Raw genomic sequence first — 23,279 nt, 5'->3', positions numbered from 1 at the left:
TAATCCCCCTCTGCCCGATATTTTGCGCCGCACCATAAAAGCAGGCGACCAGGGGAAATGCCCGCCCAACCCAACCCCGAGACCTCGTTCCAGACCCTGATTCTGAAGCTGCAGAATTATTGGGCCCGCCAAGGCTGCGTGATCCTGCAGCCCTACGACATGGAAGTCGGCGCCGGCACCTTCCACTGGGCGACCACCTTGCGCGCCCTCGGCCCGAAGCCCTGGCGCGCGGCTTACGTGCAGCCTTCGCGCCGGCCGAAGGACGGCCGCTACGGCGAGAACCCCAACCGGCTGCAGCACTACTACCAGTTCCAGGTGATCCTGAAGCCGTCCCCCGCCGACAGCCAGGAGCTCTACCTCGGCAGCTTGAAGGAAATTGGCATCGACCCTGCGCGCCACGACATCCGCTTCGTGGAAGACGACTGGGAGAGCCCGACCCTCGGCGCCTGGGGCCTCGGCTGGGAGGTCTGGTGCGACGGGATGGAAGTCTCGCAGTTCACCTATTTCCAGCAGGTCGGCGGCATCGAATGCGATCCCGTTTCGACCGAGCTCACCTACGGGCTCGAGCGCCTGATCATGTATGTCCAGGGCGTCGAGAACGTCTACGACCTCGACTTCAACGGCCACGGCATGTCCTACGGCGACGTCTATCTCCAGGCCGAGCAGCAATATTCCGCCTACAACTTCGAATGCGCGAACACCGATCTGCTGTTCCAGCATTTCAAGGACGCCGAGCAGGAATGCGCGGCCTTGCTCGACCGCAACAAGGCGCTGCCGCTGCCGGCCTATGACCAGGCCCTGAAGGCCAGCCATCTCTTCAACCTGCTCGACGCCCGGGGCGTGATCTCGGTCACCGAGCGCCAGGCCTATATCGGCCGCGTCCGCGCGCTGGCCAAGCGCTGCTGCGAAGCCTTCGTCGCGACGCAAGGCGAAGCGTAATGGCCGAGCTCCTCCTCGAACTCTTCTCGGAAGAGATCCCCGCGCGCATGCAGGCGCGCGCCGCCGACGACTTGAAGCGCCTGGTCACCGAGAAGCTGAAAGCCGCCGGCCTTTCTTGGACTCGTGCCGACGCCTACGCGACACCGCGCCGCCTTGCTCTCGTCCTGGACGGTCTCCCGACCGCACAGCCCGACGTGAAGGAAGAGAAGAAGGGCCCGCGCGTCGGCTCGCCGCAACAGGCGATCGACGGCTTCCTCAAGTCCGCCGGCCTCGCTTCGCTGGACCAATGCGAGAAGCGCGACACCGGCAAGGGCGAGTTCTACTTCGCGGTGATCGAGAAGAAGGGCGGGGCGACCAGCGCCGTGCTCGAACGCGCGATCGGCGAGGTGCTGCAGGAACTGCCCTGGCCGAAATCCATGCGCTGGGCCGGCTTCGGCTTCCGCTGGGTGCGGCCGCTGCACAGCATCATCTTCGTCTTCGACGGCAAGCCGATCGTCGCCGAGTTCAAGCTCGGCAACTTCGACCAGAAGAGCGGCGCCGAGACCCGCGGCCATCGGTTCCTGGCACCGAGCGTCATCACGGTCTCCAGCTTCGCCGATTACCAGTCGAAGCTGCGCGCCGCGAAGGTCATCCTCGATCCTGCCGAGCGGCGTGCCGAGATCTGGAAGCAGGCGCAGGCTTTGGCCGCGAAGGAAGGCCTCACCGTCCGGCAGGACGACGCGCTGCTCGATGAAGTGACCGGTCTGATCGAATGGCCGGTGGCGCTCATGGGTCGCATCGACGACGCCTTCATGACTTTGCCGCCCGAGGTCATGACCACGACCATGCGGGTCAATCAGAAATACTTCGCGGTCCTGGCATCGGACGGCAAGCTCGCGCCGCGCTTCATCGTCGTCGCCAACACCGAGGCCGATGACGGCGGCAAGGCGATCACCGCCGGCAACGAGCGCGTATTGCGCGCGCGCCTCTCCGACGCCCAGTTCTTCTGGGAGCAGGACAAGAAGGTCCGGCTGATCGAGCGCGTGCCGGCGCTCGACGGCATCACCTATCACGCCAAGCTCGGCTCCGTCGGCGACAAGGTGAAGCGCATGCGCGCGCTTGCCGCCGTGCTTTCGGAGAAAATTCCGAACGGCGATGCCGGGCTTGCGGATCAAGCCGCACACCTCGCCAAGGCCGATCTGGTCTCGGGGATGGTGGGCGAGTTCCCGGAACTCCAGGGCATCATGGGGCGTTATTATGCGCGGAACGAGGGACTTTCCGACGCCGTGGCCGACGCAATCGCCGATCATTACAAGCCCTTGGGCCCGAATGATCTCTGCCCGAAGGCGCCGGTCTCGATTGCCGTCTCTTTGGCCGAGAAGATCGATTCCCTGGTCGGCTTCTTCACCATCGACGAGCGCCCGACCGGTTCCAAGGATCCCTTCGCCTTGCGCCGTGCGGCGCTCGGCATCATCCGGCTGATCCTGGAGAACAAGCTCAGGCTCGGCCTGCGCGCGGTGCTGGAGCAGTCTTACAAGAGCTACGCGCTCGGCAACGCGCCGCAGCCGGTGATCGGCCTGCTGATGGATTTCTTCGCCGATCGCCTGAAGGTCGCGCTGAAGGAACAGGGTGTCCGCCACGATCTGGTTTCGGCGGTCTTCGCGCTCGGCGACGAGGACGATTTGACGCGCCTGATCGCACGGGTCGATGCGCTGAAGGGCTTCGTCGAGAGCCCGGACGGCGTCAACCTGCTGGCGGCGCATAAGCGCGCGGCCAACATCGTGCGCATCGAGGAGAAGAAAGACAGCGCGCGCCATGACGGCGGCATCGATCCGGCGGCCCTGGTCGAGGAGCCGGAGCGGGCGCTGCATACGGCGCTCTCCAAGGTCTCCGAATCCGCCAAAGCGGCGATCGCGCGCGAGGATTTCACCGGCGCCATGTCGGCCATGGCGCAACTGCGGGCTCCGGTCGATGCTTTCTTCGACAAGGTGACCGTGAACGACAAGGACCCGAAGCTGCGCGCGAACCGCTTGCGCATGCTCTCGGCGATCAACGCGACCCTGTCCGCGGTGGCGGACTTTTCCAAGATCGAGGGCTGAGCCGCCCCGCTGAAGAGGAGACTTCCCCGTGGCCTCCAATGCAGTTCGCAAGCAACCGGAAACCAGCAGCGCGAAGTGGGTCTACCGCTTCGGCGCCGGGACGACCGAGGGCCGAGCGGAGATGAAGAATCTCCTCGGCGGCAAGGGCGCCAACCTCGCCGAGATGGCGTCGCTCGGCCTTCCCGTGCCGCCGGGCTTCACCATCACCACCGAAGTCTGCACCTATTTCTATGCCAACGCGCGCGAGTATCCGGCCGAGCTGAAGGCCGAAGTCACCGCCGGCGTCGCGCATATCGAGAATGCGGTCGGGCTTAAGTTCGGCCATCCCGAGAACCCGCTGCTGGTCTCGGTGCGCTCCGGTGCCCGCGTTTCCATGCCGGGCATGATGGACACCGTCCTGAATCTCGGCCTCAACGACGAGACCACGGAAGGCCTGGCCAAGAAGTCCGGCGACCGGCGCTTCGCCTATGACTCCTATCGCCGCTTCATCCAGATGTACGGCAACGTCGTGCTCGGCGTGGAGCATCACAATTTCGAGGAGGCGCTGGAGCTGCACAAGCAGGACCGCGGCGTCGAGCTCGACACCGACTTGACCGCCGAGGACTGGCTGAAAGTCATCGCCGAATACAAGGCGCGGATCGAGGAGGAGCTGGGCAAGCCCTTCCCGCAGGACCCGCATGAGCAGCTCTGGGGTGCCATCGGCGCCGTGTTCGGCTCCTGGGACATCCCGCGCGCCAAGACCTATCGCAAGCTCAACAACATCCCGGAGGAGTGGGGCACCGCCGTCAACGTCCAGGCCATGGTGTTCGGCAACATGGGTGACGACTGCGCCACCGGTGTCGCCTTCACCCGCAATCCCTCGACCGGCGCCAAGGAGTTCTACGGCGAGTATCTGGTCAACGCCCAGGGCGAAGATGTCGTGGCCGGCATCCGCACGCCGCAGCACCTGACCCTCGACGGCAAGAAGGCCAACAAGTCCACGCTGCCGGCGATGGAAGAGGTGATGCCCGAAGTCTTCAAGCAGCTCGACCAGGTCCGCGCGCAGCTCGAGAAGCACTATCGCGACATGCAGGACATCGAGTTCACGGTGCAGCAGGGCAAGCTCTACATGCTGCAGACCCGGAACGGCAAGCGCACGGCGCAGGCCGCGCTGAAGATCGCGGTCGATCTCTGCAACGAGGGCCTGATCGACAAGAAGACCGCGGTCGCCCGCGTCGATCCCGCCTCGCTCGACCAGCTGCTGCATCCGCGCCTCGATCCCCAGGCGAAGAAGGACGTGATCGCCCGCGGCCTCCCGGCATCGCCGGGTGCCGCTTCCGGCAAGGTCGCCTTCACTGCCGACGAGGCGGAGGACCGCGCCGCCAAAGGCGAGCGCGTGATCCTGGTGCGCGTCGAGACCAGCCCCGAGGACATCCACGGCATGCATGCCGCGGCCGGCATCCTGACCACCCGCGGCGGCATGACCAGCCATGCGGCGGTGGTGGCGCGCGGCATGGGCCGTCCCTGCGTCTCCGGTGCCGGCGATCTCCGGGTCGATGACGTGAAGAAAACCATGGTGGTCCGCGGGAAGACCATCGGCGCCGGCGACATCATCACCATCGACGGCGGCACCGGTGAGGTGATGTTCGGCGAGGTGCCGACCATCGAGCCGGAACTCTCCGGCGACTTCGCCAACCTGATGGCCTGGGCCGACAGCTTCCGCAAGCTGAAGGTCCGCACCAATGCCGAGACGCCGCTCGATGCCCGCACCGCGCGGCAGTTCGGCGCCGAGGGTATCGGCCTCTGTCGCACCGAGCATATGTTCTTCGACAGCGACCGCATCGTCGCCATGCGCGAGACCATCATGGCCGAGGATGTCGAGGGGCGGAAAAAGGCGCTGGCGAAGCTGTTGCCGATGCAGCGCCAGGACTTCATCGAGCTGTTCCAGATCATGCGCGGCCTGCCGGTGACGATCCGCTTGCTGGATCCGCCGCTGCACGAGTTCCTGCCGCACAGCAAGGCGGAGCTGGCGGAGGTCGCGGCGGCCTCGGGGCTCTCGGTCGAATGGGTCACGCATCGCGCGGCCCAGCTCAAGGAATCGAACCCGATGCTCGGCCATCGCGGCTGCCGCCTCGGCATCACCTATCCCGAGATCTACGAGATGCAGGCCCGCGCGATCTTCGAGGCCGCGGCCGCGGTGAAGAAGAAGCAGGGCGAGACCGCGGAAGCCGAGATCATGATCCCGCTGGTCGGCATCCCGAAGGAGCTCTCGTTGATGCGCGCGGTGATCGACCGCGTGGCGCGCGAGGTGATCAAGGAGACCGGCGTCGAGCTGCCCTATTCCGTCGGCACCATGATCGAGCTGCCGCGGGCCTGCCTGCTCGCGGACCAGATCGCCAAGGATGCCGCCTTCTTCAGCTTCGGCACCAACGACCTGACCCAGACCACCTATGGCCTCAGCCGCGACGATGCCGGCCGCTTCCTGCAGGCCTATGAGCGCCAGGGCATCATCAAGCAGGATCCCTTCATCAGCCTCGACCCGGAAGGTGTCGGCGAGCTGGTGAAGATCGCCAGCGAGCGCGGCCGCAAGACCCGGGCGAACCTCAAGCTCGGCATCTGCGGCGAGCACGGCGGCGACCCGGCCTCGATCCATTTCTGCGCCGAGGTTGGGCTGGACTACGTCTCCTGCTCGCCCTACCGCGTGCCGATCGCGCGGCTGGCCGCGGCGCAGGCCGCGCTAACCGGCGACCAGTCCGGGCGCAAGGGCGAAGGGTGATCACTCCTCAGGGATCAGCGCGACTGCCCGGAGGACGTTGTCCAATGATACTGCCATCGCATGCTCGATGCCGGCTTCCACCTGCCGCTTCTGCGCGTCGCTAAGCTCGGCGTATTTCTCGCGCCAGACGCCTGCTTCCACCTCGGCGCCGGCGATGGTGTGGATGTCCTTGATCTTTTCCTTGGTCTTCGCGTCGATGACGATCAGGTGATAGGTCACGCCAACGCCGTGCTCCGCGCCGAAGGCGTTCGGATGGCGCGCCAGGTAGGCGCCGTGCACCTGGTGCGAGGTGCCGTAGACCGTGCCGGTGCCGGGCGTGATCACGATGTAGGTGTCCACGACCTTGCCGTTGCCGAGATCGCCGCCGGCCGGCAGGTCGATATGGGTGTAGTTGTCGTCGTGCCACCACCAGTCGGTCTTGTCGCCCCGGGTGATTCGGACCGGTCTGTCGAAGGGAACGACCTGGTAGCGCGGCGTCAGCTTCTGCGCGATCGTGTTGGTGATGAAACGGTCCAGGCCGTATTCCTCGAACGGGCCGAAATCGTCCTCGACGATGATCGGGAACAGCGGGATTTCCACCACGCTGAGTTCGTCGCCGACCGCCGAGACGATGGCGACCCGCTTGATCGCCGACAGTTCCTCGGTGGAAAGTTCCGCGCCGGCGCAGCCGGCCAGGAACAGGGCGAGCAACAACACGATTGCTTTTTTCACGTCTACACCACTCAATCTGCAAATCCCGCCGGGTCGTATACCATCCCGGGTCACATTTCGAGTCTCGTTTGCACGTTTTGATATCCCACATGAAATGACCGAGTCCCTGCAGGAATTGCGTCTCGGCGGCAAGCCGGCCCTTGCCGCTGTTCTGGCCAAGCTGGAATCGTCGCCCGACGATGCCGGTCTCACGGCGCTGCTGTCCGCGGCCTACCTCGCACCCGTGGGGCAGGTGATCGGCCTGACCGGCCCGCCGGGTGTCGGCAAATCGACCCTGGCCGGCGCGCTGATCTCGGCCTACCGCGCGCAGGGCAAGAGCGTCGGCGTCATCGCCGTCGACCCCTCTTCGCGGCGCACCGGCGGCGCGTTGCTGGGTGACCGCGTGCGGTTGCGCAGCGATCCCGACGACCAGCGGGTCTTCATCCGCTCGATGGCGGCGCGCGACCAGCTGGGCGGCTTGGCCGAGATCACCTTCGGCGCCATGGTGCTGATGCGCGCGGTCTACGACATCGTGCTGGTGGAGACCGTCGGCGTCGGCCAGTCGGAGACCGACATCTCGATGGCCGCGGACACCGTGGTGTTCTGCGTCCAGCCGGGCTCGGGCGACAGCCTGCAGTTCATGAAGGCCGGCATCGTCGAGATCCCCGACATCGTCGTCGTGACCAAGGGCGACATGGGCCATGCGGCGACGCGGGCGCGCGCGGACGTGGTCGGTGCGCTCGGCATGGCGGCGGAGCCCAGCTTCGATTGGACGGTCGCGGTGAAGATCGTCACCGCCACCTCGGGCGAGGGCCTCGGCGCGCTGCTGGCCGAGATCGCCGAGCATTGGCATTGGCTGCATCGCCAAGGCCATCTCGCCGAACGCCGCCGCCTGCAGGCCGAGAACTGGCTGAAACAGGCGATCAAGGACCGCTACGGTCGCGAGGGGCTGAAGAAGCTCGGCGCGATCTCGCTGGCACCCGAGACGGCGCCGTTCGGGCTGCTGGCGCGCGCGGACTGATAGTCTTCACGCGGAGAGGCCAACCCCCTACCTAGCCTTCCCCCATCTTGGGGGAAGGGACTCTTATAAAGATGCTGTGGCGAGTGACGGTTCTATCCGTCCCCGCCCCCAAGATGGGGGCGGGTTGGGGCGGGGGTTGACGGTTCCGCTACTGTGCGCGTCAGAGATCCGCAAACGCCGCAATGGCGGCGCGGTCGAAGCCCTTGCTCGCGGTCAGCAGCTGCCGCGAATAGGGATGCTGCAATTCCCCCTTGGCCAGCTTGGCGCTGTCCGCGGTCTCGACGATCTCGCCGGTGCGCATGATGGCGAGGCGCTCGCAGAGCTGCGCCACCACCGCGAGATCGTGGCTGACCAGGATATAGGTGAGATCCAGCTCTTGGCGCAGCTTGGCGAGCAGGTTCAGCACCTCGGCCTGGATCGAGACGTCGAGTGCCGAGGTCGGCTCGTCGAGCAACAGCAGCTTCGGACGCAGGATCAGCGCGCGGGCGATGGCGACGCGCTGCCGCTGGCCGCCGGAAAGCTGGTGCGGGTAGCGGAAGCGGAAGGAGGGGCCGAGCTGTACCTGCTCCAGGGTGTCCTTCACCCGGTTCTCGATGTCGCCGATGCCATGCACCTGCAACGGCTCGGCCAGGATGCGATCGACCGTGTGCTTCGGGTGCAGCGAGCCATAGGGATCCTGGAACACCATCTGGATCGCGCGCTTGGCGGCCTTATCGCGGTCGCGGGCGAGCGGCTTGCCGGCGACGGTGATCTCGCCATTCCACGCCGGGTTGAGCCCGGCCAGCACGCGCAGCACCGTGGTCTTGCCGGAACCGGATTCGCCCACCAGCCCGAAGCTCTCCCCCGCGGCAATGGCGAAGCTGACGCCGGCCAGCGCGCGCACGTGATGCTTCCCGGTGTAGAAGTCGACCTCGAGGTTCTCGACCTCGACCATGGGAGACGGTGCCTTCATCGGCTCACCGGGGCCATCCAGCTGGGATCCCGCTGGAGCGTGGGCAGCACTTCGACCGGCTTCTCCAAGTTGGGCGTGCAGGCGAGCAGCCCGCGGGTATAGGGATGCTGCGCCGCGTTCAAGTGCTTGGCATCGAGCTCTTCCATGACCTGGCCGGCATACATGACCAGCACGCGGTCGCAGAAGGTGCTGACCAGATTGAGGTCATGGCTGATGAAGATGAGGCCCATGTCCCGGGTCTTCACCAGGTCGTCGAGGATGGCCAGCACCTGCAGCCGCACCGTCACATCGAGCGCGGAAGTAGGTTCGTCGGCAATCAGCAGCTCGGGCTCGGTCACCAGCATCATCGCGATCATGACGCGCTGGCCCATGCCGCCGGAAAGCTCGTGCGGCCAGGCGCGGAACACGCGCTCGGGGTCGCGGATCTTCACCGCCTCCAGCATCTCCAGCGCGCGGGCCTTGAGCGCGCTCCTGGCATTGGTGCGGGCGGCGGCCTCCATGAGCTGGTCGCCGATCCGCATCACCGGGTTGAGGGAATACTTCGGGTCCTGCATCACCATGGTGATGCGGCGGCCGCGGATCTTGCGCCATTGCGCGTTGGACAGGCCAAGCAAGCTCTCTCCGTCGAACTCGAGCTTCTCCGCGTTCACCATGCCGGGCGTCAAGCCGAGGATCGCCCGCGCGGTCTGCGACTTGCCGGAGCCGGATTCGCCGACGATCGCCAGCTTCTCGCGCCCCAAGGTGAAGGAGACGTCGCGCACCACGTGGTTGATGCCGGTCGGCGTGTTGAACCGGATGTTGAGCTTCTCGACGTCGAGGATCGGCTTGCTCATGTCACTGTTCCCGGGGATCGAGCACGTCGCGGAGCCCGTCGCCGATCAGGTTGAAGCCGAGGCTGACGATGAAGATGGCGATGCCGGGATAGGTGCAGATCCACCACTGGTCCAGGATCTGGTTGCGGCCGTCGGAGACCATCGAGCCCCATTCCGGCTGCGGCGGGGCGACGCCGAGGCCGAGGAAGCCCAAGCCCGCGGCGATCAGGATCACGCCCGCCATGTCGAGCGTCACCCGCACGATCAGCGAGGGCAGGCACATCGGCATGATATGGCCGACCAGGACCCGCAAGCTGGAGGCGCCGCTCATCTGCGCCGCGGCGATATAGTCCGTGTTGCGCACCGTCAGCGTCTCCGCCCGGGCGATGCGCGCATAAGGCGGCCAGGAGGTGATGGCGATGGCGAGGATCGCGTTCTCGATGCCGGCGCCGAGCGCCGCGGCGAAGGCGAGTGCCAGCACGATCTTCGGGAAGGCGAGGAAGGCGTCGGTGATCCGCATCAGCACCGTATCGACCCAGCCGCCGAGATAGCCGGCGGTGGTGCCGATGACGATGCCGACCGGCGCCGCGGTGACCGCCACCATGAAGATGATCAGCAAGGTGGTGCGCGAACCGTAGACGATGCGGCTCCAGATGTCGCGTTGCTGCTGGTCGGTGCCGAGCCAATGGTCGCCGCCCGGCGGCAGCAGCCGGTCGGTGATCGGGCCGGCCTCGGTCGGGTTGAACTGGGTCAGCCAGGGCGCGAACACCGCCATGCCGATCAGGCCCAGGATGATGATGAGGCCGATCATCGCCAGCGGGTTCTTTGCAAACGCAACCCAGCCGAGATAGGCGCGGCCGGCGCGGGCCTGCAGCCGCGACTGCGGCGTGTCGGTCAACAGCCAGCGCCGCCAGTTCTGCGGGGTGACGCTCAAGACCCAGCCGGTGGTGCCTGTGGTCATCAGCGCGCCCTCATCATCTGGCTCGGGGGTCGAGAAAACGGTAAGCGAGATCGGTCAGGGTGTTGATGATGATATAGACGAAGCCGACCACGATGGTGCCGCCCATCACCGCCGGCAGGTCCTGGCCGAAGATCGAATCGGTGATGTAGAGGCCGATGCCGTGCCAGGCGAAGACCGTCTCGGTCAGCACCGAACCTTCCAGCAGGTTGCCGTAGGAGAGCGCCACCACGGTGATCAGCGGCACCAGGATGTTGCCCATGGCGTGCTTCCAGATGATGCGCCGTTCCGGCACGCCCTTCACCCGCGCGGTCAGCACGTATTCCTGCCGCAGCTGGCTCAGCATCAGCGAGCGGGTCATGCGGCTGATATAGGCCAGCGAGTAATAGCCGAGCAGGGCGGCCGGCAGGATCAGGTGAGCCACCGCATTCCAGAACAGATCGGTCTCGCCGGCGATCAGCGTGTCGATGGTCATGATGCCGGTGACCGGCGTGATGATGTCCTCATAGCCGAAGTCGAGGCGCCCGGGACCGGGCAGCCAGTCGAGCTTCGCGTAGAAGATCAGCAGCGCCATGATGCCGAGCCAGAAGATCGGCATCGAATAGCCGACCAGGCCGACGAAGCGGATCAGGTGATCGATGACGGTGTCCTTGGCGACGGCCGCCCAGACCCCGAGCGGGATGCCGATCACCGTGCCGATCACGATGCCCCAGGTGGCGAGCTCCAGGGTCGCCGGGAAGACATGGGCGAGGTCTTCCAGGATCGGCTGGCTGGTGCGGAGCGAGACCCCGAGGTCGCCCTGGAACACGCTCCAGATATAGAGCAGGAACTGGACCGGGATCGGATGGTCCAGGCCGAGCTTGGTGCGCGCCGCGGCGATGGTCGATTCCGAGGCGTGGTCGCCGACGATGGCGAGCACGGGATCGACCGGCAGCAGCCGGCTGATGACGAAGGTGACGACGAGCAGGCCCAGCATCGTCGTCGCGATGGACAGCAGGACCTTGCTGGCGGATTTCAACGCAAGCATCGAACCGAGGGAATGACTGAGGCCGGAAATAGCGCGGGCGACTCCCGACTAAGGGAGTCGCCCGATGCCGGTTCCAAACGTCAGTTCTTCACGACGTTCTTGTAGAGATTGAGGTCGAAGGTCGGGCCGATGATGAAGCCGTTCACATCGGAACGGACGGCCGCGGTCTCGACCTGCTGGAACAGGATGACGTAGGGGCTCTCTTCCAGCGCCATCTTCTGCAGGTCCATGTACATCTGGGCCCGCTTGGCGGAATCGCGCTCATCGCGGGCGGCATTCACCGCCTTGGCGCGCTCCTCCGAGACCCACTGGTTGCGCTTGGCGAGCGGCGCATTCAGGTAGCCGTCGGCGTTGGAATGCGGGTCCTGGTAATCCGAACCCCACTGGCCGAGATAGATATCGTGCTCGCTGGCGCGATACTTGGTCAGCGTGGTCTTGTTGTCGGCCAGGCGGATGATCAGGTTGACGCCGGCCTTGGCCATCGAGCTTTGCAGCGACGCCGCCAGCTCGCGGGCTTCCGACTTGTTGGTGACGTCGATGGTCACGTCGAACCCATTCGGCTGACCGCCGGCCTTCAGCAGTTCCTTCGCCTTCGCGACGTCGAAGGTGAACGGCGTCTCATTGTCGGCGCCGAGCTGGCCGTCGGGCAGGAAGGTCTGGTGCTTGATGCCGGTGCCGCTGAACAAGGTCTTCTGCAGGCCGTCATAGTCCACCAGGTACTTCATCGCCTGGCGGAGATCCTTGTTGCCGAGGTACTGGTTCTTCACGTTGAGGCCCATGTACCAGAGAGTCGCTTTCGGCGAGGCCACGGTCTTCAACGCCTTGTCGCCCGCGATCGCCTTCAGCTGGTCGCCGGTCAGGTTACGCGCCACATCGACGTCGCCCTTCTGGACCAGCAGCTGCTGGGTGGCGCTCTCGGTCACGTTCTTGATCAAGACGCGCTTGATCTTCGGCACGCCGTCCCAATAGGCCTCATTGGTCTCGAGGACCATCGACTCCTTCGGCTTGTAGCTCTTCAGCGAGAAGGGGCCGGAGCCGGCTTCGTTGGTCTTCAGCCAGCCGTTGCCCAGGTCGTCGCCCTGCGCATGCTCCATGGCCAGCTTCTTGTCGATGACGACGCTGGTATAGGAGAGGCAGTTCAGGAAGAAGCTCGGCGCATAGGCGGCATCGAGCTCGATCTCCAGGGTCATCGGGTCCTTCACCCGGATCATCTTGTCGGCGTTGTCCTTGGTCAGGCCGAACTGGTTCATGATGAAGGCGGGGTTGCCGTTGATCTTCACGAAACGCTGCAGCGAGAAGGCGGCATCCTCGGCGGTCATTTCATTGCCGGAATGGAATTTGATGCCGGGCCGGATCTTGAACTGGAAGGTCTTGCCGTCATCGCTGACGGTATAGCTCTCGGCCGCCTGGAACTTCAGCTCGGACGGCTTCTCCGCATTGATCACCACCAGGCGATCATAGGTGTTGGCCATGTATTCCGAGCTGGTGAACTCGTAGATCTCGGCCGGATCGAGCGAGATCATGTCGTCGATCACATAGGCCATCACCAGCGTGTCTTTCGGCGTCTCCGCCTGCGCCATGCCCATGGCAAAGGTGAAGGCGCTGACGCTCATCCCCACGGCGAGGAGGGCCGATCGTACAAACGGTTTCATCGTCTTGGCTCCCTGATTCACGCAGTCCTGGCGCTTGTTAGGAACGCCCCGCGCCCTGGACCGAACGGTCAAGGTTATCATGGCTTTGTCGCGGAGGTAAACGATTGCGACCCGGCCCGGGGACGCTAAAAACTCTGGCCGGCGCTCAGGTCAGACGGCGAATCCAGTCCTGATGCCTCGGATATTCGGCCAGCAGCGCGTCCCGGTCGGCCAGCTCGAAATCCGCAAAGTCGAAGCCGGGTGCCACGGTGCAGCCGACCAGGCAGAAGCGGCCGCCCTCGGCCGGGCTGGCGCCGAACCAGGACCCGGCCGGGACGACGTGCTGGTAGAGGAGATCGCCGCCGAGCCGCGTGGTCTTGAGGCTTCCGGCGGCGTCGATCTCGACCACGTCCAGCGGATCGCCGGCATAGAAGTGCCAGACTTCGTCCGCCTTGATGCGATGAAGGCGCGAGCATTGGCCGGCCTCCAGCAGGAAATGGATCGCCGTCGATATGCTGCGCGCGCCGCCGAATCGCCGGGGCAGGGCGGCGGCGGCGACGGTTTCCGACGCGCGGTAGGTCTCGCGAAACCAGCCACCTTCGGGATGCGGCGTGAGTTGCAGCCGATCGATGAGCTCGCTGACGTTCATGGGGCTTCCTGCCGCTAACTTGACGGGTATCGACCCCCATGGAACCCTATCGCAGGTGGCGGAGTCGAACGCCGGGGGCCACGCTAGAATTATGCCGAGCATCTATCAGATCAAGCCGCGCTTCCAGGCGTTGCTGCGGCCGCTGGTGCGGGCGCTTGCTGCCGGCGGCGTCACCGCCAACCAGGTGACGGTCGCGGCGGCGCTGTTGTCGGTCGGTGCGGGCGTCGTGCTGGCTTACGATGCGGCAAGGCCCGCGGTCTGGTTCCTGCTGCCGGTGGTGCTGTTCGTACGGATGGCACTCAACGCCATCGACGGCATGCTTGCGCGCGAGCACGGGCAGAAGAGCGCGCTCGGCGCCTTCCTGAACGAGCTTTGCGACGTGATCTCCGACGCGGCGCTCTATCTGCCCTTCGCCCTGATCCCCGGAGTCAACGGTCTCGCCGTGGTCATCACCGTGCTGCTGGCGGGGTTGAGCGAGATGGCCGGCGTGGTCGCGATCCAGGTCGGGGCGCAGCGTCGCTATGACGGGCCGATGGGCAAGAGCGACCGTGCCTTTGCCTTCGGGGTCATCGCTGTGCTCATCGGCCTCGAGCTTGCTGGAAGGCCAAACCATGTGACCTGGGCGATCCTGCTCATGGCGGCGGCGATCGCCTATACCATCGTCAACCGGGTGCGCGCTGCCTTACGCGAGAGGGCAGCTTGATCCCATTCGAGATCACCGACAACGCGGCGCTGGCGCTGCTGGGCGTCTTCGGGCTGCTGATCCTGGCCAGCGGGGTCGCCTTCAGTCTCGCCCAGCGCCGTCCCGACCGCGACTACACCGAATTGAAGCTCCGGATCCGCACCTGGTGGGTCATCGTCATCCTGTTCGCGCTGGCGATCGCCCTGCCGCCGATCTTTGCCATCTGCCTGCTGGGCTTCGTCAGCTTCCTCGCCTTCAAGGAATACATCACGCTGATCCCGACCCGGCGCGCCGATCACCGCGTCCTGTTCTGGGCCTATCTCACCATCCCGGCGCAGTACTATTGGGCGGCGGACGGCTGGTACGGGATGTTCATCATCTTCATCCCGGTCTACGCCTTCCTGCTGCTGCCCGCGCGCATGGTGCTGATCGGCGAGACCGAGGGCTTCATCCGCGCCGCCGGGACCTTGCATTGGGGGCTGATGACCACGGTCTTCAGCCTGAGCCACATGGCCTATCTGTTGGCCCTGCCGGCGGGCGTGAATCCGGCCGGCGGCAATGACGGGTTGCTGCTCTATCTGCTGCTGCTGACCCAATTGAACGACGTCGCGCAGTATGTTTGGGGCAAGACCCTCGGCAGGCACAAGGTGGTGCCGAAGGTCAGCCCGAAGAAGACCCTCGAGGGACTGGCCGGCGGCATCCTCACCACCACCCTGGTCGCCTTTCTCGCCGGCCCCTATCTGACGCCGCTGACGCCGGTCGAGGCGGCGATTGCTGGTTTGCTGATCGGCTGTGCCGGCTTCATCGGCGACATCTCGGTCTCGGCCGTGAAGCGCGATCTCGGCATCAAGGACAGCGGCAGCATCCTGCCCGGCCATGGCGGCATCCTCGACCGGGTCGACAGCCTCACCTTCACCGCGCCGCTGTTCTTCCACTACGTCTACTATCTGCATTACTGATGATCCGCGCATTGCGCCTGCTGTTCTGGATCCTGATTGGCCGGCCGCTGGTCCTGGTCGTGCTGGGCCTCAACGTGCGCAACCTGAAGAACCTGCCGCTTCAGGGCCCGGCGATCGTGGTCGCCAACCACAACAGCCATCTCGACACCTTCGTGCTGATGACCTTGTTCCCGTTGAGCCGGCTGCATCGCCTGCGGCCGGTGGCGGCGGCCGATTACTTCCTGCGCAATCGGGCGATCGCCTGGTTCACGCTCAACATCATCAACATGATCCCGCTGGATCGCAGCCGGGTCGGCAAGCGCGGCGAGGATCCGCTCGAGAATTGCGCCAAGGCGCTGGAGGCCGGCGAGATCCTGCTGGTCTACCCGGAAGGCACGCGCGGCGAGACCGAGGCGCTGGCGAAGTTCAAGGGCGGCGTCGCGCGGCTGAAGGAGCAATATCCCGAAGTGCCGGTCGTGCCGGTCTACATGCAGGGCCTGAGCCGCGCCTTGCCCAAGGGCGAGTTCACCCTGGTGCCGGTCGTGGTCGATGTCTTCGTCGGCGAACCGGTTGCCTGGACCGGCAGCCGCCCGGCCTTTACCCAGGCGCTGCAGGATTCCGTAGCGGCGCTTGCCGCCGCGGCGCCGCACCCGACCTGGAAGTGACTCAGCGCAGGAAGATGTCGATGTAGTCGGCGACCGCCTCGCATGGGTTGTCGATCGGATACATGCGCCAGTATTTCCGCGCGCCTTTCCGCTCGAAGGTGACTTCGACGTCGCGGGCGCATTCCTTGCCTTCGTAGATGAACTCGACCTTGGTGACGATCTTGCCCTTGAAGATGAAGGTCGTCTTGTCGACCCGGGTCACGATGCCGTCGAGCGAGACGAAGCCTTCCTTGGCGTCGTTGCGCCCGGTCAGCCGCCATTCGCCGTTCTCCGCCTTGACCTCCGCGGTCCCGGCATCCTTCAGATGGCCGCCGGTGCCGATCCATTGCAGGGTCAGCGGATGCTTGCCGAGCAGCTGCTTGGCGGCCTTTTGGTCGTTGATCACCGGATCGGCGTGAGCGGAAGCGGCGCATAATGCCAATCCGCCGAGAGCGAGCAGCGTCTTCCTCATTTCGGCCCCCGGTATCTGCCGAAGATTTCCTTCAGGCGGTCATGCGGCACTGCATGTGCGGTGCGGCCCTTGAAGCCGGTCATGGTCTCGGCGGCGACCAGCGCGTTCCAGATCGCTTCCTCGGTCGCCTCCGCGGCGGCCTGGAACAGCGGTGTGCATTCATCGATGCCGAGCATGCGCACGTCCGTCATCTTCGATCGCAGTGGCACACGGTTGGCGGTGGAGAAGGCGAGGAAGATGTCGCCGCTGCTGTTGGAGCCGAAGCCGCCGACCCAGGCGAGACCGGTGGTGGCGCGCCGCGCCAGCCGCTGGCATTGGATCGGCAGCAGCGGCGCGTCGGTCGCGAGAATGACGATGATCGAGCCGGACCCCGGGTCGGGGTCCCAATAGGCGCCCTGGATCTCGTCGGTGCCGATCTCCAGGCCGACCGGCGCATTGCCGCAGCGGAGCATCGCGCGGTTGCCGTAGTTCGCCTGCACCAGGGCGCCGACCGTCCAGCCGCCGCGGTCCTCCGGCAGCTTGCGCGAGGCCGTGCCGGTGCCGCCCTTGAACTCATGCGCGATCATGCCGGTGCCGCCGCCGACGTTGCCTTCCTGCGGCAGGCCGCCCTTGGCGTTGTCCAGGGCCTGCAGCGCCAGCTCCTGGGTCACCGGAAAGGAGTAAGCATCGGAGAGCCAGCCGTCATGGGTCTCGGCGGTCACCGGGAGCAGCCAGGACTCGTCGATGCCGCGCTTGTCCGCGTCGGCGCAGATCGCATCGCGCACCACGCCGACCGCATGGGTGTTGGTGATGCAGATCGGCGAAGTCAGCAACCCCTGCTCGGCCAGCCAGATGGTGCCGGTCATCTCGCCGTTGCCGTTGAAGCTGTGGAAGCCTGCGAAACAGACGTTGCTGTAGATGTCGGCCGCCGGCCAGATCGCGGTCACGCCGGTTCTGACCACATGCGGCGTATCGCGGATCAGCGTGGCGGTGCCGACGGTGACGCCGGCGACATCGGTGATGGCATTGAGCGGTCCCGGCGGCATCTGCCCGAGGCTGATGCCGAGGTCACGCAAACGCGGCTTTCCCATGATTCCCCCTGATGAGTTCAGGGGCGCAGTCTAGCTAGCCAACCTGCTCAGGCAAGCGCATCCAGTCCGGCACGCTGGGGCGGATGGTGGCCCCGCCCGCGGTGAGGCCTTCGGACCGCGCGCGATCGAGGTGTTCCAGTCGCACCATGGCAAGGCCGCTCTGGCCGTCCGGCCCGAGGCTGCGGAGTTCCCCGGCTTCCACCTCGCCCAGCATCAGGGCTGTGCCGGGGGCCGGCGCGGCGCCGCTGATCGCCACCGGGAGCAGTCGCTTCCTGACCAGGCCGCGATAGCGGGTCCGGGCGGTCAATTCCTGGCCCATGTAGCAGCCCTTGTCCCAATCGATCGCGTGCAGCTCCTCGAAACCGTTCTCCAGCAGGATGCCCTTGTCCGGGACCAGGTCACGGCTGCCGGAAGGCACGCCCAGCGCGACGCGGAGGCGTTCGTATACCTCGATTGGCGCCGCGCTGAAGCCGACGGTCCGCGCCGTCGCCTCGGCCTCGGCGCGCGGCAGGAAGGCGCGGGCGCCTAATGCCGGCAGCCGCGGATCGACAAAGACCACGCCGCCGGCCAAGGGCTTGGCCAAGCCTGCGGTCGGTGCGAGGCCGAGCCTGGCCAGCGCGCCGGGCCCGGCGAAGACCACTACGGCCCAGTCGGCCGCCGCATCGACCACCTTCACCTTCGAGCGGAGCCGATACATGGAGAGCCGTTTGATCAAATCGGCCCGCCGCTCGACCTCCGGATCGAGGAGGTAACGGCCTTGCACCTCCGCCACACTGAAGTCGTGCAGGAACTTGCCCTGCGGCGTCAGAAAGGCGCTGAAGATCGCCTGGGTCTCGGTCACCCGGCGCGTGTCGTTGCTGATCAACCCCTGGAGGAAAGCCTGTCGGTCTTCACCCTCGACCGCGACCGGGCTCCGGAATGTGTCGATCGCAAAAAAATCCGTATCGTTCATGTGGCTATGGCTTGGCTGCTGCGTGATCTATGGTAATAGTCGGGTGCTTCCGTAAAATTGCAAGGCCAGGGATTCACCCATGATGGATTCACGCAAGTTTCAGGGGAGACGATGAAGCGGATCGGATTGTTGACCAGCGGCGGCGACTGCGCCGGGCTGAACGCCGCGCTTCGCGCGGTCTATGCGCGGGCGCATCATGGCTATGGCTGGACCGTCGTGGGCATCCGCAACGGCACGGCCGGCCTGATGGAGCGGCCGGTCCAGGCCGAGGAACTCGACGACCGGGCCCTGAACAGCGACCTGCTGCGGCTGGGCGGCACGATCCTGGGGACCACCAACAAGGGCAATCCCTTCAAGTTCCCGATGGAGGACGGCAGCTTCGTCGATCGCTCGAACGAGGTGATCGAGGGCTATCGCATGCTGAACCTCGACGCCCTGATCATGATCGGCGGCGACGGCTCGATGGCGATCATCCGCAAGCTGGCGAAGCAGGGCAATATCCCCCTGGTCTCGATCCCGAAGACCATCGACAACGACATCGGCGCGACCGAGACCTCGATCGGCTTCGAGACCGCGGTCCAGGCCGCGACCTCGGCGCTCGACCATCTGCAGCCGACGGCGGCTTCGCACAGCCGCGTCATGGTGCTGGAGCTGATGGGCCGCGACGCCGGCCATATCTCGCTCTGGGCCGGCATCGCCGGCGGCGCCGACGTGATCCTCATCCCGGAGATTCCCTATAAGCTCTCGGTCATCTGCGAGAAGCTGGAGCAGCTGAAGAAGCGCGGTCGCAACTTTGCGCTCGTCGTCGTCGCCGAGGCGGTGAAGACCGAGAACGGAGAGTCGGTGACGGCCATCCATGGCGGCGGCGCGGCTGCCACCCAGACCTATGGCGGCATCGGCCAGTATATCGGCAACGAGATCGGGCGCCTGACCGGCGCCGAGACCCGCGTCACCGTGCTGGGCCATGTGCAGCGCGGCGGCACGCCGGAGCCGGGCGACCGGGTGATCGCCTCGGCCTTCGGCGTCCACGCCGTCGATCTCATCGCCGAGAAGCGGTATGACCGCATGGTGGCCTGGAACAACCGCCGCGTCATCGACGTCCCGATCGAGGACGCGATCCGCGCGGCGCAGACCGTCGATCCGCAGGGCGAGCTGGTGACGGCGGCGCGCGGGCTCGGGATCAGCTTCGGCGATACGGTCGCGTGACACGTCTCGATCCCGGGGCCTTCTGGGAGTTCAGCCTCGCCTATTACAGCCGTGAGCGCGTCGCCGCCGCCTGCCTCTCGCTGCAGAACCGGCGCGGCGCGGACGTGAATATCCTGCTGTTCTGCTGTTGGCTCGCCACCCTGGGGCGGAAGGTGGAGCGGGACGGACTGCATACCGCCATGGCCGCGGTGGAGGCTTGGCGCCGCGACGTGCTGGAACCTCTCCGCAACGCAAGGCGCGCGGTCGCCGACCAGTTTCCTGAGCTTGCCAAGTCCGACCGCCAGGCGATCAAGCACGGCATGCTCTCCGTCGAGCTGGAATGCGAGCGCGTGGCTCAGGAGAAGATTGCGTTTGCCGCCACCGGCGTGGTTGCGGTCGAGGATGGCTCAACCCCGCTGCAGCTCGCCAGCGCCGCGCTCGAGGCCTATCTCGACATGGTCGTCGGCACGCCCGACGAGCAGGACGCAGAAGATTTGAGCGCGCTGCTGGAACCGCTTTGATTCCAGGGGGTTGATGCGGCCGCCGGTCGCGGAACCAATTTGCCAGGAGGGTGTTGTATTTCGAACCGGGCGATCCGCCCGGGTTTCACGCAATTACCGAATGGAACACCCCGACGATGAGCAGCCTCGATCTCGCCGTCATCGGAAACAGTAGTGTCGCGGCGCTGATCGACGCCCAGGCGCGCATCGTCTTCGCCGGTCTGCCGCGCCTCGATTCCGATCCGGTCTTCTGTTCGCTGCTGCGCGGCGGCGATGCCGCCGGAGCGTCGCCCGCGGATGGCACGCTCTCGATCGAGCTGCAAGGCTTCAAGTCGTCCGAGCAGGCTTATCTCGACAACACCGCCGTGCTGCATTCCGTGCTGAGCGAGGACAACGGCGGAGCGGTCGAGATCGTCGACTTCGCGCCGCGCTACGACCGGCACAACCGGATCCATCGGCCGCCGGTCATCGTTCGACGCATCACCCCGGTTTCCGGCCGGCCGATGGTGCGTGTGGTCTCGCGGCCGATGAGCGACTACGGCGGGACGCCGCTGAAATCGCTGCGCGGCAGCCACCACATCGTCTATTTCAGCGACCGGCAGCGGCAGCGCATGACCACCACGATTCCGGTCAGCTACATCATGGAGGAGCGCTACTTCCGGCTCGACCAGCAGCATTGGATCCTGTGGGGGCCGGACGAGCCGGTCGATGCCGATCTCGAGGACATCTGCCGCCGCTATTTCGAGACCACGACGGCGCATTGGCGGCTCTGGGTCCGCGGCCTCTCGATTCCATTCGAGTGGCAGGAGGCGGTGATCCGCGCGGCGATCACCTTGAAGCTCTGCATGTTCGAGGAAACCGGCGCCATTGTCGCGGCACTCACCACGTCGATTCCCGAAGCGCCGAACACGATCCGCAATTGGGACTATCGCTATTGCTGGCTGCGCGACGCGGTGTTCGTCATCCGCGCCCTCAACCGGCTGGGCGTCACGCGCACCATGGAGCAGTATATCGGCTTCATCACCGACGTGATCGACGTCGCGCGCGACGGCGTGATCCAGCCGGTCTATGGCATCTCGCGCGAGGCGGACCTCACCGAGACGATTGCAGAGGGACTGGCCGGCTACCGCGGCATGGGGCCGGTCCGCGTCGGCAATGCCGCCTACAGCCAAGTGCAGAACGACGTCTATGGCAGCATGGTGCTGGCGGCGATCCACTTGTTCTTCGACCACCGCCTGCTCCGCAAGCCCGCCAATGAGGAGCTCTACGAGCAGCTCGAGTTCCTTGGCCAGCGCGCGGTCGAAGCCTTCGACCAGCCCGACGCCGGGCCCTGGGAACTGCGCGGCTCGGCCTCGGTGCACACCTTCTCCGCCATGATGTGCTGGGCGGCCTGCGACCGGCTGAAACGGATCGCGCGGATCATGGGCCGAACCGACCGCACCGAGTTCTGGAGCGACAAAGCGGAGCATTTGAAGCTCACCATCGAGCGTCACACCTGGTCCGAATCCCGCAACAGTTTCGTTTCCACCTTCGACGGCAATGACCTCGATGCCAGCTTGCTGTTGATGGCCCAGATCGGCTTCGTGCAGGCCTCGGACCCTCGCTACGTCGCCACGGTCGAACGCATCGGGCAGGAACTGAAGCGCGGGGATTTCATTTACCGGTATGTGGTCGGGGACGACTTTGGCGAGCCGGAGACGGCCTTCCTGATCTGCACGTTCTGGTACATCGATGCGCTGGCCGCGATCGGTCGGTCGGTCGAGGCCCGCGCGCTGTTCGACAAGATCATGAGTTACAGAAACCGGTTTGGTCTGTTCTCGGAGGACGTGGACCCGAAAACGGGTGAGTTGTGGGGCAATTTTCCCCAGGCCTATTCCATGGTGGGTCTGATCAACTCCGCCATGAATCTGAGTCTGAGTTGGGAGGAAGCGTCATGACCCGCTTGATCGTCGTGTCGAACCGCGTTGCCATGCCCCGCGACCGCTCGGCGCGGGCCGGCGGTCTCGCGGTCGGCGTGCTCTCCGCGTTGAAGCGCTCCGGCGGCGTATGGTTCGGCTGGAGCGGCGAGACCAGCGAGTCTCCCGCGCCCCAGCCCAAGGTCGTAAAGTCGGGCGGCATCACCTACGCGACCATCGATTTCACTGCCGAGGAGTTCGACGCCTACTATAACGGCTATTGCAACAGCACGCTCTGGCCGCTGCTGCATTATCGCCTCGGTCTGGTCGAGCATTCGCGCCAGCACCAGGATGCCTATATGCGGATCAACGCGCGCTTTGCCGATCATCTGGCATCGATGTTGCGGCCGGGCGACGTGATCTGGATCCATGACTATCAGCTCATGGCGCTACCGGGCGAGCTGCGGCTGCGCGGCCTGCGCAACCGCATCGGCTTTTTCCTGCACATCCCGCTTCCCGGGCCGGAGATTTTTTGCGCCCTGCCGGCGCACAAGCAACTGATGGGCTCGCTGGCGGAATGCGACCTGGTCGGCTTCCAGACCGAGAGCGACCTGCGCGCCTTTCGCGACTACGCGCAGTATGAGGCTGGCGGCTCGCTGCGGTCGGACGGCGCGATCGAGATGTTCGGGCGGAGGCTCAGGGCCGGTGCTTTCCCCATCGGCATCGATGTCGAGGAGATGAAGTCGCTCGCCGCGGAGGCCGAGAATGACGAGGAAGTGCGGCGCCTGGCGGACAGCATCTCCAGCCGGCAGCTTATCATCGGCGTCGATCGGCTGGATTACAGCAAGGGCATCCTCAACCGCATCGATGCGGTGGGCGAGTTGCTCTCGACCCGGCCGGATTATCGCAGCCGCATTACTTTCGTGCAGATCGCGGCGCCCTCGCGCATCGACGTTGCCCGCTACAAGAAGCTGCGCCGCGAGATCGAGGGTTGTGCCGGCCGGGTCAATGGCCGCCACGCCGAGATCGACTGGGTGCCGGTTCGCTATCTCAATCGCGTCTTCCCGCGCCGGCAGCTCGCCGGCTTCTACCGCGTGGCGCGGGTCGGGCTGGTCACGCCGTTGCGCGACGGGATGAACCTGGTGGCCAAGGAATATGTCGCCGCGCAGAAACCGAACGATCCCGGCGTGCTGGTGCTCTCGCGTTTCGCCGGTGCCGCGCGCGAGCTCAAGGGTGCGCTGATCGTCAATCCCTTCGACCAGGTGGAAATGGCCGAGGCGCTGGACCAGGCTCTGCGCATGCCGCTGACCGAACGGCAGGAGCGCTGGCGCAAGCTGATGGGCGCGCTCCAGCGCAACGACCTTGCCACCTGGTCGGACAGCTTCCTCGACACGCTCAACACCAGCGAAAGGGCCGCGGCCTAAGCAGC

Annotated in this window: 21 protein-coding genes; 11 read left to right on the top strand and 10 right to left on the bottom strand. The window is 65.8% G+C overall.

What is annotated here, in order from left to right; all coding sequences use genetic code 11:
- Nucleotides 1-57: 57 nt before the first annotated feature.
- The 3 genes from ACYQ4T_RS10035 to ppdK are packed head-to-tail and all read left to right on the top strand — an operon-like array spanning nt 58 to nt 5,772.
- On the top strand, nt 58-939 hold the full coding sequence (locus ACYQ4T_RS10035; RefSeq protein ID WP_459853261.1) for a glycine--tRNA ligase subunit alpha: 882 nt from the start codon (nt 58-60) through the stop codon (nt 937-939).
- Nucleotides 939-3,017, top strand: coding sequence for a glycine--tRNA ligase subunit beta (gene glyS / locus ACYQ4T_RS10030; RefSeq protein WP_459853259.1), 2,079 nt, complete (start codon nt 939-941; stop codon nt 3,015-3,017). Before ACYQ4T_RS10035 ends, glyS begins: the two co-directional genes overlap by 1 nt.
- Nucleotides 3,018-3,045: 28 nt before the next feature.
- Nucleotides 3,046-5,772 carry a pyruvate, phosphate dikinase gene (ppdK, locus tag ACYQ4T_RS10025; RefSeq protein WP_459853256.1) on the top strand — a complete coding sequence of 909 codons (2,727 nt, stop codon included), beginning with the start codon at nt 3,046-3,048 and terminating at the stop codon, nt 5,770-5,772.
- Here ppdK and ACYQ4T_RS10020 read toward each other — a convergent pair whose 3' ends face one another.
- A complete protein-coding gene (locus tag ACYQ4T_RS10020; RefSeq protein WP_459853253.1) occupies nt 5,773-6,483 on the bottom strand; it encodes a hypothetical protein in 711 nt (236 codons plus the stop codon). It abuts the gene before it with no gap.
- 94 nt (nt 6,484-6,577) lie between these two features.
- Here ACYQ4T_RS10020 and ACYQ4T_RS10015 point away from each other — a divergent pair, with 94 nt between their 5' ends.
- The gene (locus ACYQ4T_RS10015; RefSeq protein WP_459853251.1) at nt 6,578-7,483 is read left to right on the top strand and encodes an ArgK/MeaB family GTPase; all 906 of its coding nucleotides are present in this window, start codon (nt 6,578-6,580) and stop codon (nt 7,481-7,483) included.
- A 160-nt stretch (nt 7,484-7,643) separates the two neighbouring features.
- Here ACYQ4T_RS10015 and ACYQ4T_RS10010 read toward each other — a convergent pair whose 3' ends face one another.
- The 6 genes from ACYQ4T_RS10010 to ACYQ4T_RS09985 form a co-directional block, all read right to left on the bottom strand.
- A complete protein-coding gene (locus ACYQ4T_RS10010; RefSeq protein WP_459853249.1) occupies nt 7,644-8,435 on the bottom strand; it encodes an ABC transporter ATP-binding protein in 792 nt (263 codons plus the stop codon).
- Complete coding sequence (locus tag ACYQ4T_RS10005) at nt 8,432-9,268, bottom strand: ABC transporter ATP-binding protein (protein ID WP_459853247.1); 837 nt, start codon at nt 9,266-9,268, stop codon at nt 8,432-8,434. The genes ACYQ4T_RS10010 and ACYQ4T_RS10005 overlap by 4 nt, the downstream gene beginning before the upstream one ends.
- A 1-nt stretch (nt 9,269) precedes the next feature.
- Nucleotides 9,270-10,208 carry an ABC transporter permease gene (locus ACYQ4T_RS10000; RefSeq protein WP_459853245.1) on the bottom strand — a complete coding sequence of 313 codons (939 nt, stop codon included), beginning with the start codon at nt 10,206-10,208 and terminating at the stop codon, nt 9,270-9,272.
- 13 nt (nt 10,209-10,221) lie between these two features.
- On the bottom strand, nt 10,222-11,232 hold the full coding sequence (locus ACYQ4T_RS09995; RefSeq protein WP_459853242.1) for an ABC transporter permease: 1,011 nt from the start codon (nt 11,230-11,232) through the stop codon (nt 10,222-10,224).
- Between the two features lie 80 nt (nt 11,233-11,312).
- Nucleotides 11,313-12,884, bottom strand: coding sequence for an ABC transporter substrate-binding protein (locus tag ACYQ4T_RS09990; RefSeq protein ID WP_459853240.1), 1,572 nt, complete (start codon nt 12,882-12,884; stop codon nt 11,313-11,315).
- 145 nt (nt 12,885-13,029) lie between these two features.
- Complete coding sequence (locus tag ACYQ4T_RS09985; RefSeq protein ID WP_459853237.1) at nt 13,030-13,512, bottom strand: cupin domain-containing protein; 483 nt, start codon at nt 13,510-13,512, stop codon at nt 13,030-13,032.
- A 91-nt stretch (nt 13,513-13,603) separates the two neighbouring features.
- On the opposite strand from ACYQ4T_RS09985, the gene ACYQ4T_RS09980 reads away from it, so the two are divergent.
- The 3 genes from ACYQ4T_RS09980 to ACYQ4T_RS09970 are packed head-to-tail and all read left to right on the top strand — an operon-like array spanning nt 13,604 to nt 15,797.
- Nucleotides 13,604-14,215, top strand: coding sequence for a CDP-alcohol phosphatidyltransferase family protein (locus ACYQ4T_RS09980; protein WP_459853234.1), 612 nt, complete (start codon nt 13,604-13,606; stop codon nt 14,213-14,215).
- Nucleotides 14,212-15,153, top strand: coding sequence for a phosphatidate cytidylyltransferase (locus ACYQ4T_RS09975; RefSeq protein WP_459853231.1), 942 nt, complete (start codon nt 14,212-14,214; stop codon nt 15,151-15,153). Before ACYQ4T_RS09980 ends, ACYQ4T_RS09975 begins: the two co-directional genes overlap by 4 nt.
- Nucleotides 15,153-15,797, top strand: a complete 645-nt coding sequence (locus ACYQ4T_RS09970; RefSeq protein ID WP_459853229.1) for a lysophospholipid acyltransferase family protein — start codon at nt 15,153-15,155, stop codon at nt 15,795-15,797. Before ACYQ4T_RS09975 ends, ACYQ4T_RS09970 begins: the two co-directional genes overlap by 1 nt.
- 1 nt (nt 15,798) lies before the next feature.
- Here the strand turns inward: ACYQ4T_RS09970 and ACYQ4T_RS09965 are convergent, their stop codons facing one another.
- Genes ACYQ4T_RS09965 through ygfZ form a run of 3 tightly spaced genes read right to left on the bottom strand, consistent with a single transcriptional unit; the run spans nt 15,799 to nt 18,270 of the window.
- On the bottom strand, nt 15,799-16,248 hold the full coding sequence (locus ACYQ4T_RS09965) for a hypothetical protein (protein ID WP_459853227.1): 450 nt from the start codon (nt 16,246-16,248) through the stop codon (nt 15,799-15,801).
- Nucleotides 16,245-17,318 (bottom strand): DmpA family aminopeptidase, encoded by a 1,074-nt coding sequence (locus tag ACYQ4T_RS09960; RefSeq protein WP_459853225.1) that lies wholly within the window; start codon nt 17,316-17,318, stop codon nt 16,245-16,247. The genes ACYQ4T_RS09965 and ACYQ4T_RS09960 overlap by 4 nt, the downstream gene beginning before the upstream one ends.
- Before the next feature lie 34 nt (nt 17,319-17,352).
- Complete coding sequence (ygfZ, locus tag ACYQ4T_RS09955) at nt 17,353-18,270, bottom strand: CAF17-like 4Fe-4S cluster assembly/insertion protein YgfZ (protein ID WP_459853222.1); 918 nt, start codon at nt 18,268-18,270, stop codon at nt 17,353-17,355.
- Between the two features lie 111 nt (nt 18,271-18,381).
- Between ygfZ and ACYQ4T_RS09950 the strand changes: the two genes are divergently transcribed.
- The 4 genes from ACYQ4T_RS09950 (at nt 18,382) to otsA (ending at nt 23,274) form a co-directional block, all read left to right on the top strand.
- The gene (locus ACYQ4T_RS09950) at nt 18,382-19,476 is read left to right on the top strand and encodes an ATP-dependent 6-phosphofructokinase (RefSeq protein WP_459853220.1); all 1,095 of its coding nucleotides are present in this window, start codon (nt 18,382-18,384) and stop codon (nt 19,474-19,476) included.
- Nucleotides 19,473-19,976, top strand: coding sequence for a TIGR02444 family protein (locus ACYQ4T_RS09945; RefSeq protein WP_459853218.1), 504 nt, complete (start codon nt 19,473-19,475; stop codon nt 19,974-19,976). The genes ACYQ4T_RS09950 and ACYQ4T_RS09945 overlap by 4 nt, the downstream gene beginning before the upstream one ends.
- 116 nt (nt 19,977-20,092) lie before the next feature.
- Nucleotides 20,093-21,892: a glycoside hydrolase family 15 protein gene (locus ACYQ4T_RS09940; RefSeq protein ID WP_459853215.1), complete on the top strand. Its 1,800-nt coding sequence runs from the start codon at nt 20,093-20,095 to the stop codon at nt 21,890-21,892.
- Nucleotides 21,889-23,274, top strand: coding sequence for an alpha,alpha-trehalose-phosphate synthase (UDP-forming) (gene otsA / locus ACYQ4T_RS09935; RefSeq protein ID WP_459853212.1), 1,386 nt, complete (start codon nt 21,889-21,891; stop codon nt 23,272-23,274). Before ACYQ4T_RS09940 ends, otsA begins: the two co-directional genes overlap by 4 nt.
- Nucleotides 23,275-23,279: the final 5 nt, after the last annotated feature.

Source organism: Dongia sp. agr-C8 (genome assembly GCF_054658695.1).
This window is presented reverse-complemented; position numbering and strand designations above follow the sequence as displayed.

Excerpts from the sequence above, each read along its gene's own strand:
- ACYQ4T_RS10015 (WP_459853251.1), top strand. The coding sequence starts at position 6,578 with ATGACCGAGTCCCTGCAGGAATTGCGTCTCGGCGGCAAGCCGGCCCTT.
- ACYQ4T_RS09960 (WP_459853225.1), bottom strand. The coding sequence starts at position 17,318 with ATGGGAAAGCCGCGTTTGCGTGACCTCGGCATCAGCCTCGGGCAGATG.
- ACYQ4T_RS09950 (WP_459853220.1), top strand. The coding sequence starts at position 18,382 with ATGAAGCGGATCGGATTGTTGACCAGCGGCGGCGACTGCGCCGGGCTG.
- otsA (WP_459853212.1), top strand. The coding sequence starts at position 21,889 with ATGACCCGCTTGATCGTCGTGTCGAACCGCGTTGCCATGCCCCGCGAC.
- ACYQ4T_RS09985 (WP_459853237.1), bottom strand. The coding sequence starts at position 13,512 with ATGAACGTCAGCGAGCTCATCGATCGGCTGCAACTCACGCCGCATCCC.
- ACYQ4T_RS09965 (WP_459853227.1), bottom strand. The coding sequence starts at position 16,248 with ATGAGGAAGACGCTGCTCGCTCTCGGCGGATTGGCATTATGCGCCGCT.
- ACYQ4T_RS10005 (WP_459853247.1), bottom strand. The coding sequence starts at position 9,268 with ATGAGCAAGCCGATCCTCGACGTCGAGAAGCTCAACATCCGGTTCAAC.
- ACYQ4T_RS09995 (WP_459853242.1), bottom strand. The coding sequence starts at position 11,232 with ATGCTTGCGTTGAAATCCGCCAGCAAGGTCCTGCTGTCCATCGCGACG.
- ACYQ4T_RS10010 (WP_459853249.1), bottom strand. The coding sequence starts at position 8,435 with ATGAAGGCACCGTCTCCCATGGTCGAGGTCGAGAACCTCGAGGTCGAC.
- ACYQ4T_RS09940 (WP_459853215.1), top strand. The coding sequence starts at position 20,093 with ATGAGCAGCCTCGATCTCGCCGTCATCGGAAACAGTAGTGTCGCGGCG.
- ACYQ4T_RS09990 (WP_459853240.1), bottom strand. The coding sequence starts at position 12,884 with ATGAAACCGTTTGTACGATCGGCCCTCCTCGCCGTGGGGATGAGCGTC.
- ACYQ4T_RS09970 (WP_459853229.1), top strand. The coding sequence starts at position 15,153 with ATGATCCGCGCATTGCGCCTGCTGTTCTGGATCCTGATTGGCCGGCCG.
- ACYQ4T_RS10000 (WP_459853245.1), bottom strand. The coding sequence starts at position 10,208 with ATGACCACAGGCACCACCGGCTGGGTCTTGAGCGTCACCCCGCAGAAC.
- glyS (WP_459853259.1), top strand. The coding sequence starts at position 939 with ATGGCCGAGCTCCTCCTCGAACTCTTCTCGGAAGAGATCCCCGCGCGC.
- ACYQ4T_RS09980 (WP_459853234.1), top strand. The coding sequence starts at position 13,604 with ATGCCGAGCATCTATCAGATCAAGCCGCGCTTCCAGGCGTTGCTGCGG.
- ygfZ (WP_459853222.1), bottom strand. The coding sequence starts at position 18,270 with ATGAACGATACGGATTTTTTTGCGATCGACACATTCCGGAGCCCGGTC.
- ACYQ4T_RS10035 (WP_459853261.1), top strand. The coding sequence starts at position 58 with ATGCCCGCCCAACCCAACCCCGAGACCTCGTTCCAGACCCTGATTCTG.